The organism is Enterococcus sp. DIV1444a (assembly GCF_051712125.1).
Lineage (GTDB): Bacteria > Bacillota > Bacilli > Lactobacillales > Enterococcaceae > Enterococcus > Enterococcus faecalis.
This window is the reverse complement of the sequence record NZ_JBIOOG010000001.1, coordinates 2,247,347-2,262,987: the sequence shown is the minus strand read 5'-3', so window position 1 is coordinate 2,262,987 and position 15,641 is coordinate 2,247,347. Positions and strand designations below refer to the sequence as shown.

The following is a 15,641-nucleotide window of genomic DNA, read 5'->3' as shown; positions in this document are numbered from 1 at the left end:
AAAGTACTATCCAAAATGCAATTCGTTTTTGAATTGGTTTTCTGTCGTGGAAAATGCATCTAATTTGCTCTTTTCTTTTTGTTATTCTATGTTTTATTTTAGCCATTGCAGTGCTCCTATTTTTTTGAAGTAAATGTGTTTCCACAATTTTTGCAGTGCCATTGATTTTTCCCTTTTTTTCCAGCGAATCCAGCCAATGTACCCACGCCACCTGTTAAAATTGCACCACCTGCAGCTTTACCTACAGAAAAACTTTTACGGTTATTTTGCATAAATTCTACATTCATACTACGACATTTAGGACAGTGAACCCCGTTATGAAACATGGGTGCTTTTTTATCTTTTTTCTTATCGATTGTTTTTTTTCTTTCTTCAGCTTTTTTGATTCTTTCTGGATCATTTTTCCATTCTTGGAATGAATCAATACTTTTCTCAGTAGCCTTTTTACTAACATCTAACGCTTTTTTTCCAACTTCTTTCCAATCCATAACATACACTCCTGCTTATTAATTTAAGTCAATTCTATCACTTAATAAAGATTTTATAAAGAAAAGTATTATTTTAATAAAATGACCATACTTTGACCATACTTTTTATGAAAAAGTGGAACTTGTCAGAAAAAAATTAACTAAAGAAATACCGGTATTAAAGCGTCTAGAAAGAATTAGAGTTCGTCAAAAAGTACAAAAATCATAACAGTAAAATAATTCATTCAACTTTTGAATGTTTGAGAACCCTTGTGTGGCAAGGGTTCTTTTTTTATAGCAAACGGTAGTTGTCTTTTGCTAAAACAACTACCGTTAGTAAAATATCTATAAAATTTAATTGTTTACTTTGACAAATTAACAACAATACAATCATCTACCACTCTGATAGAATCTTTGCTAGGCCAGACGTTCATTTCCGCTTGTAAAGCTTGGTGTTTTTCAAAATCTTCTGGTGTAGGATCATTAAAATTTAATCCAAATGTTTTCATATAGAGTAAAGTATTTAAACTAGTATGCACCGAGTTAGGCATGAATTCAAATAATGAGACACCGTTTGTTTCACCTTTTATATTTGAAACATTCCGAGGAGAACGATTTCCATACATTAAAAGTTTATAGGATTCTGGATTCTCAATTTCCATTGAATAAATATTATTTGTAATCATTTCCGCAGTACGTAAATCTTCTTCCGCTGTTAGATACTCAGAATATTCTAGGTTGGTTGTTTCCCGAACTTGAATAAAAGTAAAGAGAATTACTATGCCAATTAATAAATGTTTAAGCACAAAGTTATATCCCCAGTAAATCATAATAAAGATGAGTAATAACGCTAAAACAGCAGGGAAGTTAGGTACTTCACCTCTAATTGCTGGACGTTTTCCACCTAAAATTGTAAACATGAGTGGAGTGATTAGAATACCTAACAAGGTAATAAAGATGAAGAAAACATTTTTGCGTTTTAGATAGGACATATTAATTAATACAACGGCCAGTAAAATAACACATATCAAAAATAACGGTGTAAAAAAAGTGTCTCCGACTGGAGGGAAGAACAGCTCTTTGGCGTAATCTTTAATATCATTGATAGAATCTATCAAGGGACGTTTGCCCCAAAGAATCATATTATCTAGATAGGAGCTTTCAACGTTTAAAAATTTTTTCGCTAACATCGTCATTAGTTGAGATAGAACGAGAGATGAAATAGCTAGTAGAATAAAATGACCAATTTTGAAGGCATAGTCTTTAAAAGAAATTTTAAGATCATTCAACTGAGCAAAATACAATGCCATTAAAATCTTGAATAAAATTAAGGTACACGCAAATACAAAGAATGATTGGTACATAGTAAGTGTAAACGTCAGTAACAAAAAGCCAAATAATTTAAAAATTTTATTGGGAATATGGTAAATAGCAATGAGAGATAGTATAACCAAACAGATACCTAATGAAAATTCAAAATTTTGTAGGACGAAGTAAAATTGTTCACTAAATAATTGACTGGTTGGAAAAATACTTGGGATAATATATAAATACTTTTTGTTATAAATCTGCTTAGTTGAAAGATCAACATAATAGCATAACAAGATAGTGGCGATAGCAAAGAAAATAATAGCTAACAAATTTAAAAAATAAACATTTACATAGTTGTATGTTAAAAGCTTTAAAGCTACTAATCCTGGTCTACCAATGGAAACCCAATGTTTTAAGTAGCCTCTGTAGTTAGTCATTAAGTGCATAGTATCAATAGCGTAAGTATTGTTAAATAGTTTAATACCATAAGTAGCAAAGACAATTAAAAAGCTGTAGATGGCTAAACCTTTGTTTTCTTTAATAAAATGTTTCATTTTTCTCTCCAATATTGTTTATTTGCTAAAACTTGTAAATTATTTATTGATTTTAATTAGTCTATATATCACACTCCCACCTATAATAAAACCCTAATTAATTATAAAATAGATAAATTATAAGAACTACCTAAATTTGAAAATTATTAAATAAATCGTTTTTTTCTTTAACTACAGATAAGCAACAATTTATTTTAAGTCAAAAACTGTTGACGATATTGTCGAGGCGTCATCTCTTTTTTCTGGAAGAAAAATTTTGAAAAATAAGAAGGCGAAGAAAAACCTGCCTCAAAACTGATTTCCGTAATGGTTAAGGAACTTTTTCTTAACAGAGAACAGGCTTTTTGCAATTTTAAGTTTTGTACATAAATACTAGGATTTGTTTGTTCATAACGCTGAAACAGCTTAAATAAATAGCTACGATCAATGTTGTACTCAGCAGCTAACTGACTAATTGAAAGATTGTTTGAAAAATTTTCGTGGATAGCCATTTTAATTTGGTTAAATAATTGTTGGCTTTGATTTTCGTGCTGTGTAATGGAATGATGCTCTAGATAATTCAACAATTGAAAGCTTTCACTTAAACTGCCAAAATGATTATGTTTCTTCGCTTCTTGGTAAATATTTTTAAATAAACTTTCTAATTTCTTATCAACAGTTCCTTTTAAAATACAATTTTCGGTAGTCAGGCCAATTTTTTCTAAATACTGAGAAGAAAGATCTCCAACAAAACCGACCCAATGATAGGTCCAAGGATTTTGCCGATTAGGATAATAAATATTGCGACAATTGGCTGGGATCATAAACAAATCGCCAGCGGTAATGTGTTGTTTTTCCATAAAGGGTGTTGAAAAATAGCCTTCACCATCGCTACAATAATGCAAAACCCAATAATTAATGGGGGCAAACTCCGTTGGTTTTGTCGGGCGGCATTTTTCATAGCCAGCTTCATAAAGATGAAATTCTTGGCTAATAGGTTGATCATTAATCAGGATGCTGACATTATTTGTAAAAACATTTTGCATGCTATCACCTCTTTATAAGAGTATGTAAAGGCTTTCTAAAAGTCAACATCTTTACAAGAAATAGGCAACATTTTTTATTTTTAAAAAACTGTAAGCGTTTTACAATGTGTGAGTACTAATTAATTTGATAAAGAGAGGATGTAGTAAAATGGCAACACATTCACGGGAGCGATTAGGTTCTGTCGCGTTGATGCTCATGACTTTTTTCAGCGGTTTTTGCCTTTCCCAGCATTGTTAACAACAGTATTCAGATTGGCTTAGCAACTATTCCAGGCTATTTATTCGGCTCTATTTTTTACTTTTTACCATTTATTCTAATGATTGCAGAATTTGCTTCTGCTAATTCTGAAAATGAATCAGGCGTTCATAGTTGGTTGGAATCTGTGTTAGGACCTAAATGGGCATTTTTAGGTGCTTGGTCGTATTTCTTTGTCAACTTGTTTTTCTTCTGTTCATTACTACCGAATACATTGATTTATGGTTCATACGCTTTTTTAGGTCAAAACGTTTTTCAAGGAAACCATAGTACTAAAATAATTGCAGTGATTTCTATCCTGTTATTTTGGTTAATGACATGGGTTTGTATTAAAGGGGTTTCGTGGATTTCGAAAGTGACTAGCTTAGCGGGTGGTGCTCGTTTATTTATGGGCGTAGCTTTTGTGGTTTTAGCCTTTGTCGTCGTGTTTGGTTTTGGCAATGAACCAGCACAAGAGTTTACCACGACGTCAATTATGCCAACTTTTAATTGGACTTTTTTCATGACAATGGCGTGGATTTTACAAGCTGTTGGCGGTGGTGAAAGTATCGGTGTATATATTAAGGATGTTAAAGGCGGCAATAAAACGTTTGTCCGCACGATGATTGGTGCAACGATTGCGGTCGGTATCATGTATATTCTTGGTGCCGTTGCTGTAGGTTTGGTAGTGCCAACGGACGTCTTAAAAGGAAATTTTTCAAATGGTATTTTTGATATTTTTAAAATTTTAGGTACGTATTTCCATATTCCCGCAGCAATGATGGTGCGCTTAGTAGGAATTATCTTATTTGTCGGAAGTCTTGGTTCTTTGGCTCTGTGGACTGCAGCACCAGTTAAAGTATTTTTCTCAGAAATTCCTGATGGGGTCTTCGGTAAGTGGCTAGTGAAAACGAACGAAGAGGGAAATCCAACCAATGCTTTGTTAGTTCAAGGAATTATTGTGACGATTTTAGTTGCCATTCCAGCACTAGGAATTGGAAATATGGATAGCTTTTTAGAAACGTTAATTAATATGACAGCCTCTACGTCATTAGTGCCTGTCTTGTTCTTGTTAATCGCCTATATTGGGCTTCGTTGGAAAAAAGAAACAATGCCGAGAAGTTTCCGCTTTGGTAATCGAACCTTTGGCTTAATTGCGGGGATTTTCTTATTAGCCATTTTTATCTTTGTGTTCTTTATGTCAACTGTGCCGGATCCAAAATTAATCATGGAAGAAATCAATGGCACGTTACCGAAAGGAACCGCTAGTCCACTAGGTATGTTGGCGTATAACATCATTGGTTTAATTGTCTTTATGGGATTTGCTTGGATTTGTTGGAAACGATATGAAACAAAAGAAAAAAATGAAGTTGGTAAAGGAGAAATGAATTATGAAGACTTGGGAAAATTATAAAGTAGATAGTATCAATCGGTTGCCTGGACGAGCCCATTTTTCGAGCTTTCCTTCGGAAGAAACAGCGTTACTAAATGAAAATAAATATACACAAGCATACAAAAATTTAAACGGACGCTGGCATTTTCTTTTTTTAGAAGCGCCAGAATACAGCCCAGAAAACTTTTTTTCTACGGATTTTGATACAAGTCAGATGGATCAAATCACTGTTCCTGGAAATTGGCAAGTCCAAGGATATGGCAAAATGCATTACTCTGATTTATGGTACAATTTTCCCATTAATCCGCCGTATGTACCAACGGAAAACCCAACAGGTATTTACAAACGGACATTTACTGTGGATCAAACATTTCACGATAAAAAAATCATTTTACGTTTTTGTGGCGTAGATTCAGCTTATCATGTTTGGGTGAACGGCCATGAAGTTGGCTACAGTAAAGGTGCACGAAATGAAGCGGAATTTGACATTACGTCTTACGCTAAAATTGGTGAAACAAATGATTTAACGGTGCGAGTCTATCAATGGTCAGATGGCACGTATTTAGAGGATCAGGATATGTGGTGGTTAAGTGGTATTTTTCGGGATGTTGAATTACTCGGTGTACCAGAAAATGGGCTGGAAGATTTCTTTATTATTTCCGATTTAGATGATTCGTATCAAAATGGCCGCTTGGCAATTACGGGTAAATTTTGGCAAGACAAAGGACAACAAGTTCAATTGGAATTGATGGATCAACAGGGCAAAACGGTTCTTAAAGAGACTGTCGCAGGAAATCAGGGTACGGTTGAATTTTCAGCAAGTTTGTCGTCTGTCACTGCCTGGTCAGCTGAAAAACCATACTTATATCAACTATTTATGACTGTTTTTTCTGAAGGGGACGTCGTCGAAGTTATTCCGCAAAAAGTTGGTTTCAGAAATATTCATGTATCTGGTGAGACTTTCTTAGTTAATGGTGTAGCCATTAAACTAAAAGGAATGAATCGTCATGATTATAATCCGAAAAATGGTCGAGTGGTTAGTCGTGAAGAAATTGAAAAAGATATTCGTTTAATGAAACAATTTAATATTAATGCCATTCGGACCAGTCATTATCCAGCATCTGCTTATTTCTATGATTTATGCGATGAATATGGGATGTATGTGATTGATGAAACCGATTTGGAATGTCACGGCTTTGAATTAACCGGAGAATATGATTGGATTAGTAACGATCCAGAATGGGAAACGGCTTATGTTTCTCGGATGGTACGGATGATTCAACGGGATAAAAACCATCCATCAATTCTCTTTTGGTCTTTAGGAAATGAATCAGCGTTTGGTCATAACTTTATTAAAATGGCCCGTATGGCAAAAGAAATGGATCCAACGCGTTTGGTCCATTATGAAGGTGATTTTGAGGCAGAGGTCACGGATGTCTATTCTACAATGTATACGTGGTTGGAACACCCAACCAGAGAATTACTGATGAATACGATTATTGAAAATTCAAAAAAACCGCATATTTTATGTGAATATTGTCATGCGATGGGGAATGGCCCTGGGAATTTAAAAGAATATCAAGAGCTATTTTATGCTCATGATAAATTACAAGGTGGCTTTATTTGGGAATGGTTTGACCATGGCATTGAAACAATAACAGATAACGGTGAAGTTTATTATCGTTATGGCGGCGATTTCGGCGATGATCCAAGTAACAAAGATTTTTGTATTGATGGGATGTTGATGCCTGACCGTACGCCATCTCCTAGCTTGTATGAATACAAAAAAGTAATTGAACCAATTACAACTAGTGCTATTGACGTTCTGTCAGGTGAATTCTCATTATTGAGTCGGTTTGATTTTGAAAACCTGGCTATCTTTAAGCTGGTTTACACAATTACTGAAGATCAAACAGTGATTCAATCAGGGACAGTAGCAGTGCCAGCAATTGCTGCTAGAGCAGAAGGAAGATTGCACTTACCGTATCATTTAGATTTTCCTAAAAAAGCAGGAGCCGCCTATTATTTAACTCTTTCATATCAATTGAAAGAAACGACCGCCTATGCATCTGCTGGTCATGAATTAGCTACCGCACAGTTTGAATTGCCAATTGCAACACCAGGGATTGAGATCACACCAGTTGGCTCGCTGATGGCAAAGGAAATTGGCCCTCATTTATACATTGAAGGACCAAACTTTTCAATTAATTTTGATAAGGTGAAAGGCACCTTAACGAATGTGACACGAGATGGTAAAAAATTATTGCATAAAGGGCCGAAATTTACATTTTGGCGGGCACCGATCAGTAATGATATGGAAATTATTGATGAAATGAAGAAGAAATATTTCTTACATTTAGAGCATGAAATTGTCCGTTCTTTTGAGTGGAAAAAAGTTGATGATTTTATCCAAGTCATCGTAAAAACAATTAACGGAACAACTAATAGTGCTTGGCATTATCAATGTGCCTATCAGTATTTAATTGCACCAAATGGCGAAATTTTCTTCGACTTAAAAGGTAGTCCTGCTGGTAAAATTGAAAATGCGCCAGATATGCTACCACGTTTGGGTGTGACTCTCCATTTAGACAAGTCTCTGTCAGAAGTAAAATATTTCGGTAAAGGGCCGAGAGAAAACTATGTAGATTCACAAGAAGCTGGTTTACTTGGCGTTTATGATGCTACAGTGGCGGAAATGTTCACTAATTATGTTGTTCCACAAGCTAACGGTAACCACATGGCGACTAAATGGTCCGCATTCACGGATGATCGCGGCCAAGGGGTAGTAGCAACAGCGGCTGATTCATATAATTTTAGTGTTTCTTATTTTGAAGAACAAGCGCTAGATGTTGCTAAGCATACCAATGAATTACAAGAAAGTGATTATGTTATTTTAAATATCGATTACAAACAAAACGCCTTAGGTAGCTACTCTTGTGGCCAGTGGCAATTAGAAAAATATCGGACTACGTTCGAAGAATTCCAACTGGCATTCCGTTTAACACCTTTTAATAATAAAGAGATTCAAGCAGCAGATGTCGCACATGAACGAGTAAAACGACCAACAATTTCTTAAATAAAAGCTCAGAACAGTTTATTTCTGTATTCTGTTCTGAGTTTTTTAATGAAATTATCATAATTTTTTTCTTTTTTTCATGGAAGTAAGCAAACTATTTTGTTATCTAATAAAAATAGTTCATAATAGTAACATAGCGAATTATTCGCTAGATAAAGCATTTAGGAGGAATTATTTTATGCATACTTTATGGGTTTTAATCGTTGGTGCTGTTATCGGTGCTATCGCTGGCGCGCTTACAAGCAAAGGCCAATCAATGGGTTGGATTGCGAATATCGTTGCTGGTTTAGTTGGTTCATTTATCGGAGAAAAAATCTTAGGTAGCTGGGGTCCCCATGTAGCAGGTATGGCAATTGTGCCATCAATTATTGGGGCAGTAATTTTAGTTGCTGTGGTTTCATTCTTCTTCGGACGAAAAAATAGCTAATTAAGCAAATAATTACTTAATTAGCTAAAGGCACCAAGTCTCACGGTTTTCGTGGAACTTGGTGCCTTTTTTTATTTTCTCGTTAATTTAACGACAACTTCACAACGAGCAGTTTGTGGAAACATATCAACAGATTGCAAGTAGTCTACTTGATATACTTTGGCTAATTGAACTAAATCGCGTGCTAATGTGGAAACATTACAAGAAATATACACCATTTTCTTAGGTGGTTGTTTCAAAAGGGCCGTTAATAATTTACGATCCAAACCAGTCCGTGGCGGATCAACTACAATGGCATCAGGTTGAAAGCCTTCTTTAAACCATTTAGGTAATAAGTCTTCAGCTGTTCCAACAGCATAATGTGTGTTCGTAACACCAAGTCGTTTTGCATTGAATTTAGCATCGTCAATTGCGGCGGGAATGGTATCCATACCACGAACTTGATGCGCTTGTTTCGCTAAACTTAAGCCAATGGTCCCGACGCCACAATAAGCATCAACAACTGTTTCGTTTGGTTGTAAATCTAAGGCCTTGATTCCTTCATTATATAAAACTTCCGTTTGTTCTGGATTCAATTGGAAAAATGCTCGCGGCGATAAATCAAAGACAACGTCGTTAATATGCTCTTCAATGCTTTCTTTGCCCCATAAGTGAAGGGTATCATCGCCCATTACTAGAGAGGTTTTTTTATTTTGGACATTTTGCATAATAGAAACAACTTCTGGTAATTGTTCATTAATTGCGCGAATCATTTTTTCTCTTTGTGGAAATTTCTTCGATTGTGTAATGAACACTACTTGGACTTCGCCAGTTTGGATGCCCACTCGAACCATTAATGTTCGAAAGATACCACTATTTTTACGTTCATCATAAATTGGTAATTGAAAGTCATTCAATAAATCAACTAATGTATTCATTACCTTGGTTGTCGCAGGCTGTTGAACCAAACAGTTATCAATCGGTACTAATTGATGTGAATCAGCTTGATAGAGACCAGCTTCTACTTGGCCATCGATTTGGCGTAATTGGAATTGGGCTTTATTTCGATAATTCCAAGGATTCTCCATCCCAATTGTTTTTCGTAGTTCATAGTTTTGGTAATTGGCTGGCTTAAATTTGTTAAGCGCTTGCTTTAATAAATCCTTTTTAAAGTCTAATTGCGCTTTGTAGGCTAAATGTTGTAGCTGGCAGCCGCCACATGTTTCATAGACAGGACAAGGGGGAACCACGCGATCTTTAGCAGCTCTTTTGACAGATTGAAGGGTTCCTTCAGCAAATTTGGGTGTGACATTTGTGATTGTGGCAGTCACTTCTTCTTTGGGTAGCGCCCCAGGAACGAAAATAATTAATTTTTTATAATAGCCGATACCTTCGCCATTAATTCCTAATCGTTTAATTTTTAAAGAAATTTGTTGGCCTTTTTTTACTAGTTGTTGAGTCATATTCTTTCATCCTTTAGTCATCTCACATTTTTCACTTCCTCCCATTTTAGCACATTTTTATTTATTTGGCTTCCAAGGATTCTATGGTATAGTAGAATATATGTTCTGATTTAGAGGGGCAGGAGAATAAGATGACAACAATTACACGAATTAGTAAAGATAAAGGTGAATTTTATCTACTTTGGCTATCTTCAGGCGAAAAACTGCGTGTCTCGGAAGATATTTTAGTACGGCAGCGTCTGCTAAAAGGCCAAGAGTTATCAGATACTTTAATAGAAGAAATTAAAAAAGCCAGTTCTTATGATGTCGGATTACAAATGGCGATGAATTACTTAAGCTATCAATTACGTTCAAAGAAAGAGATTTTTACTTATTTAAAAGAGAAAGAAATTGTACCTGAAGATCGAGTAAAAATCGTTCAACGTTTAGAAGAGCTGCGGTTGTTGGATGATGCAATTTTTAGTGAAAGTTACGTGCGGACAGCTATGCGAACCAGTGATAAAGGACCACGAAATGTGGCACAACAATTAAAGCAAAAAGGCATTAGTGAAGAAGATATTCAGCATGGCTTGACCTTTTATACGTTAGATGAACAGCTTAATGTTGCAACAGCAACCGCAGAAAAGGCCATGCAACGTTATCGAACTAAAAGCTTTAAAGATGCACTTCAGAAAACACGTCTGCATCTGATGCAAAAAGGTTTTACCAATGAAATCATTGATTTAGCTTTGGAATCTTTAGCATTTGAAAAGGACGAAGAACAAGAACAACAAGCGTTAAACAAGGAAGGCGAACGTTTATGGCGTGCCAATCAGCGATTTGATTTTTCTAAAAAAGTCCAAAAAGTAAAACAAAGCCTATTCCAAAAAGGGTTTGACTATGATTTGATTCAGCAATTTATTAGCGAAAAGGAAGTAGAACATGACGAATAAAGAGCCTTGGGAGGCGTGGAGTCCCGAAAAAGTTAGTTCATTCCAGGAAGATTTTTTAGCTTGGTATGAACGAGAAAAACGCAATTTACCTTGGCGAGCGAATACAGATGCGTATCGTATTTGGATTTCTGAAATTATGCTACAACAAACTCGCGTAGATACAGTCATTGATTATTTTTATCGATTTATGGAATGGTTTCCGACAATCCAAGATTTAGCAGAAGCGCCAGATGATAAGTTGTTGAAAGCTTGGGAAGGGTTGGGCTACTATTCACGAGCGCGTAATTTAAAAGTGGCAGCGCAACAGATTGTTTCAGAATTTGGTGGGATAATGCCTGACACAATTGAAGATATTCGGAGTTTAAAAGGAATCGGCCCCTATACGGCCGGTGCGATTGGTAGCATTGCCTTTAATCTTCCTGAACCAGCAATTGATGGTAATGTCATGCGGGTAGTGAGCCGTTTATTTGAAATTGATGCAGATATTGCAAAAGCGAGTAGTCGTAAAGTATTTGAAGCGGCGATGCTTAAAATCATCGATCGTGAGCGTCCAGGGGATTTTAATCAAGCCTTAATGGATCTAGGCTCAGCCGTTTGTACCCCAACTTCACCTAAGTGTGAAAGCTGCCCGCTTCAGCAATATTGTGCGGCCTATCAGGCAGATAAAATGACCGCTTATCCGGTCAAATCAAAAAAAGTTAAGCCGAAAGATGTGTATTATGTCGGCACTATTATTGAAAATAAAAAGCAAGAATTTTTATTAGAACAACGACCTGAAACCGGTTTGTTAGCCAATATGTGGCTGTTTCCGATTGAAGAAATTAGCAAAAAACAATTTCAACAATTGCAAAAACTGGCGCAGCCAACAGAAACGGAAAAACAATTAACTTTAGACTTAGATTCTGTAACAGAACCTTTGGTCGCTGAAGAACCTGTCAGTTTTTTTACTGACTATGAAACAGTTGTCTGGCAAAAACGTGCCTTAGGCGAAGTCGTTCATATTTTCAGTCATTTAAAATGGCATATCTTAGTCTTTTATGGTCGAAATACAGGCGAATTAGCAACACTAGAATCGCAGCGATGGGTGGCAGCACAACAATTTTCGGACTATGTTTTTCCAAAACCACAACAAAAAATGGTGGAGTTGTTCAAAAAAGAACACAAAAATAAATAACAAAAAAGAGAGGCTTATAAACAAATAAGCCTCTCTTTTTTGTTTCCTCTAGGTTATACCCCTATATAAATTCTGCTATGTTTAGTTTTGAAGGGGACTGGTAAGATAGACTTGTCTCTTGTCTGCTTAGAGGAGTAGTCATGATGGTGGAGACTTTTCAAGAGAGAGGAAGTACAGCCAATGAGTAGGAAGCGAAAAATCAGCTTAATTAGTTTAGTCGTCATTTTGTTTTTTGTCACAGTCGGCTCAGCATACTTTGCTGTAGCGGGTAGCTATTTAAAGAAAACAATTGATAAAGGCTATGTTCCCATAAAAAATGATTATAATGAAGCGCAAAATAAAGATAGTCAATCGTTTTTGATTATGGGGCTAGACAATACAATTGAACGGAAATTAGGCACAACTAGGACTGATGCTATGATGGTGATTACCGTGAATAACAAGACGAAGAAAATAACCTATTTAAGTTTGCCACGGGATAGTTTTGTTCAAATTGATGCGAAAAATTACCAAGGGATGCAACGAATTGAAGCAGCCTATACCTACGATGGACCGACAGCTTCTGTTAACACCGTTGAGAAATTATTGAATATTCCAATCAATCATTACGTTGTGTTTAACTTTTTATCTTTTATTAAGTTAATTGATGCGGTTGGCGGCATAGATGTCAATGTCAAGCAGGCGTTTGATGGTGTTACCAAAGACGGACCAGGAGCCATTCATTTTGATGCAGGCAAACAGCATTTAGATGGTACGAAAGCTTTATCTTATGCTCGTGAAAGACATAGCGATAACGATATTATGCGTGGATTCCGACAACAAGAAATTATTCAAGCAGTTGAAGACAAGTTGAAATCCGGTCAATCCATCATGAAAATAATGGACATTATTGCTTCGTTAAATGGAAATATTCAAACTGATGTGGATTCCAACGAATTGACTCATTTAGTCAAAGAAGGTTTGACTTGGACCAACTATGATAAACAACAGCTTTCTTTTGACTGGCGCACTTTTAGTAATGAAGGGCGCAGTATGGTTGAACTATATCCAGATAGTATTGAAAATGTCCGTCATCAATTACGTGTGTCTTTAAATTTAGAAAAGCCAGATGAACGAGATCAAGACGGCTATGTCTTCCATACGAACGGCGAATTTTTATATCAAAGTGATTATACCGTTCAAGATGAAGCAGCTGAGGAAAACGAAATGACTTCCATCAACGGCAATACGTATATTGGTGTTCCTGGCAATACACAGACCGGCCCGTTGCCATCAGTTAAAACGGAAAATGGCTTTATAAAATAATTTATTTTCTAAGTGTAGAAAATCCGAACATAATAGATTAAGTAATCCGTTTACTTATTATTCTTCTAAGGAAAAAGCGAAGGATTTTAGCAAGAAAACAGCGTATCATTTGATATAAACCCAACATTCCCTTTATAATGAAAGTAACAAGCAAATTTTTGTTACTTAGAAGGGGAAGGGAGCAAGGAGTTATGTTTAGTTATACAGATACCATTTTGTCAATTATGCAAAGAATTGAAGTATACAACGAAATTTTCAAAGCCATCTCTAAAGAAGTTCAAGAATACGGTTGTAATCAGGCTGCACATCGGAGAGGCCGTGATACTTATATGTTTTGCCGAAATAATGTGAATCGTTTTTTTACAGAAGAAATGATGTTTCGTAAAAATTTAGAGCCGTATTATGATAAAGAAGCAACGAAAATCTTGCTAGAAGGATTAGATACGTATAAAGAAGGGGTATTTTTCTGGTTAGAGGCATTAAGTGAATCTTGCCAAGTGACAGATGAATTGAAATATCAATTAGGTATCCGCCAAAAAGAATCCTCTTATTTATTAATTAATCAAGCTTGTAAAGAAGCCTGTGAGGGCATTCAAAGCGCTCATAGTGTTCATAAGATGTAAAAAGTTAGGTACGATTGTCAATCTGACAGTCGTATCTAACTTTTTTATTTCAATATCATCTGATAAGCATAACGTTCGCCATCGTTAACATCTAAAATCACGTCACCTTGATAAACAAAGCCAGCTTTTTTAATCAGGTGCTGCATGGCGAGATTTTGTGGATGTGTATCGATTCGAATATCAGTAACACCTTGCAAACGAGCGGCTGTAACCAATGAGCGCAAAAGCACCAAGGCCAGTCCTTGACCTTGAAAGGAACTTTTTAGAGCAACACGATGAATTGCCGTATACGTAGCTTGAGAATGAGGTTGCCAAGAACCATTAAAAATCGCTTCATAAGCAGGATCAATCTCCGAACATAAAACACCAACGCCTGCCAAGGCATCATCAACCATTAAAATATAGCAAGTTTGCTGGTCGATATCTTTTGCTAAAATTTCTTGATTCGGGCCATCGCCGTTTTGCCATTGGGGAATGCCACTTTTTTGTAAGGTGCGGCGTCCATCTTCAATGATAGCAAGGATGTTAGGCAAATCAGAAGGTTCTGCTTTTCTTAAGTAAACAGTCAAAAAATATTCCCTCCTCTTAGAACCCTGTCGTTGTTTTCAATTGATAAATTTTTGAAGGGCGGCCAATGCCAACGGGACGTTCACCTAACTCTTCAAAATATTGTGTCATGGCTTTTTTAAAATTTGAATGGTCAATGCTACGATAATCAACGCCGAGGAACTTCGCAAAAACTTTACGGGCTTCCGTAATGGTGAAATCTTTTCCTAAGACTTGAAGCACTTGCGGTTCATGTTCCATTTTATCAACAACACGATTAAACGCCTTAATTATAATTTCACTATGGTCGAAGGCTAATGTATCTTTACCAAGAGAGGCCGCTGTTTTCAAGTTTAAAGTAATTTCCACATCTTCATGAGATAACGTGATGTGTTGACCATGACGTTCAAGATTGAACCAGTGGACTTCTTTGGCATCGTCGCCAGCAATTAAAGGTTCTTCACCAATAAAGGCTAAATAGCTGACTGTCACGACCCAGCCACGAGGATCTCGATCTGGGCGACTAAAGCTGTGTAATTGTTCAATATTTTCTTGAGAAATCACCACACCAGTTTCCTCTTTTGTTTCTCTTAAAACACTATCTTCAGTAGATTCGTTGCGATTAACAAAACCGCCAGGAAGCGCCCATGAGTTTCTAAAGGGGTGACCTTTACGTTGAATCAGTAAGACTTTTAATTGATCAGCTTCCTTGTTGTAACAAAGAAGAACCATATCAACGGTTAAAGAGGGTTTTTCATATTCAGGCAATTCTTGTTGATGATACCAAGTTAAAAACTCTGCTAAGCTAGCTTGGCGTTCATAATAATTTTTTTCTTCGGCTTTAGAAGCAAATTGTGGCACAATTGCTCCTCCTTTCAAAAAGAAACATGGTTTTCTTTTATTGTATCATTAAGTGGCTGAAATACAATATTCAAGCGTAAAAAGAAAACATACTAAGATTAGAGGGTAAATTCATCGACGGATGAATTTACCTTCTATTGCTCTTTTAAGCGTATAGTTGGATGTGAAAGGAAGACCGACCACAGGCTCTTGGACTTCGAGTCCCAAACAAAAAATGGTCTCCTTCACTGTCATTTTAAAATCTGGTTTAAGTATGTTGGGGCTTCGAGC

The 15,641-nt window shown here is 36.1% G+C and carries 12 protein-coding genes and 1 pseudogene; 7 read left to right on the top strand and 6 right to left on the bottom strand.

Features of this window, described 5'->3' with window-relative positions; translation table 11 throughout:
• Positions 1-116: 116 nt before the first annotated feature.
• The 3 genes from IGI87_RS10780 to IGI87_RS10770 form a co-directional block, all read right to left on the bottom strand.
• Complete coding sequence (locus IGI87_RS10780) at positions 117-488, bottom strand: hypothetical protein (RefSeq protein ID WP_048962657.1); 372 nt, start codon at positions 486-488, stop codon at positions 117-119.
• A gap of 341 nt (positions 489-829) precedes the next feature.
• Entirely contained in the window at positions 830-2,332 is a 1,503-nt protein-coding gene (locus tag IGI87_RS10775; protein WP_104855203.1) for a glucosyltransferase domain-containing protein, read from the bottom strand.
• Positions 2,333-2,526: 194 nt separating this feature from the next.
• Entirely contained in the window at positions 2,527-3,357 is an 831-nt protein-coding gene (locus tag IGI87_RS10770) for an AraC family transcriptional regulator (protein WP_104855204.1), read from the bottom strand.
• Positions 3,358-3,505: 148 nt separating this feature from the next.
• On the opposite strand from IGI87_RS10770, the pseudogene IGI87_RS10765 reads away from it, so the two are divergent.
• The 3 genes and pseudogenes from IGI87_RS10765 (at position 3,506) to IGI87_RS10755 (ending at position 8,488) form a co-directional block, all read left to right on the top strand.
• Positions 3,506-5,006 (top strand): annotated as a pseudogene (locus IGI87_RS10765) (amino acid permease).
• Positions 4,984-8,061 carry a beta-galactosidase subunit alpha gene (gene ebgA, locus IGI87_RS10760; protein ID WP_280211019.1) on the top strand — a complete coding sequence of 1,026 codons (3,078 nt, stop codon included), beginning with the start codon at positions 4,984-4,986 and terminating at the stop codon, positions 8,059-8,061. Before IGI87_RS10765 ends, ebgA begins: the two are co-directional and overlap by 23 nt.
• Positions 8,062-8,239: 178 nt before the next feature.
• Complete coding sequence (locus IGI87_RS10755) at positions 8,240-8,488, top strand: GlsB/YeaQ/YmgE family stress response membrane protein (protein WP_002356434.1); 249 nt, start codon at positions 8,240-8,242, stop codon at positions 8,486-8,488.
• 71 nt (positions 8,489-8,559) lie between these two features.
• On the opposite strand, the gene rlmD is transcribed toward IGI87_RS10755, so the two are convergent.
• Complete coding sequence (rlmD, locus tag IGI87_RS10750) at positions 8,560-9,930, bottom strand: 23S rRNA (uracil(1939)-C(5))-methyltransferase RlmD (RefSeq protein ID WP_113794520.1); 1,371 nt, start codon at positions 9,928-9,930, stop codon at positions 8,560-8,562.
• A gap of 131 nt (positions 9,931-10,061) precedes the next feature.
• Here rlmD and recX point away from each other — a divergent pair, with 131 nt between their 5' ends.
• The 4 genes from recX (at position 10,062) to IGI87_RS10730 (ending at position 13,964) form a co-directional block, all read left to right on the top strand.
• The gene (gene recX, locus IGI87_RS10745) at positions 10,062-10,862 is read left to right on the top strand and encodes a recombination regulator RecX (protein ID WP_104855208.1); all 801 of its coding nucleotides are present in this window, start codon (positions 10,062-10,064) and stop codon (positions 10,860-10,862) included.
• On the top strand, positions 10,852-12,036 hold the full coding sequence (gene mutY / locus IGI87_RS10740; protein ID WP_438737008.1) for an A/G-specific adenine glycosylase: 1,185 nt from the start codon (positions 10,852-10,854) through the stop codon (positions 12,034-12,036). Before recX ends, mutY begins: the two co-directional genes overlap by 11 nt.
• Before the next feature lie 180 nt (positions 12,037-12,216).
• Entirely contained in the window at positions 12,217-13,341 is a 1,125-nt protein-coding gene (locus IGI87_RS10735; RefSeq protein ID WP_438737005.1) for an LCP family protein, read from the top strand.
• 137 nt (positions 13,342-13,478) lie between these two features.
• Complete coding sequence (locus IGI87_RS10730; RefSeq protein WP_002356444.1) at positions 13,479-13,964, top strand: hypothetical protein; 486 nt, start codon at positions 13,479-13,481, stop codon at positions 13,962-13,964.
• Between the two features lie 44 nt (positions 13,965-14,008).
• Here IGI87_RS10730 and IGI87_RS10725 read toward each other — a convergent pair whose 3' ends face one another.
• Together IGI87_RS10725 and IGI87_RS10720 are read right to left on the bottom strand one after the other, a co-directional pair.
• Complete coding sequence (locus IGI87_RS10725; protein WP_438737003.1) at positions 14,009-14,533, bottom strand: GNAT family N-acetyltransferase; 525 nt, start codon at positions 14,531-14,533, stop codon at positions 14,009-14,011.
• Between the two features lie 16 nt (positions 14,534-14,549).
• Complete coding sequence (locus IGI87_RS10720) at positions 14,550-15,389, bottom strand: NUDIX domain-containing protein (RefSeq protein WP_438737001.1); 840 nt, start codon at positions 15,387-15,389, stop codon at positions 14,550-14,552.
• Between the last annotated feature and the right edge of the window lie 252 nt (positions 15,390-15,641).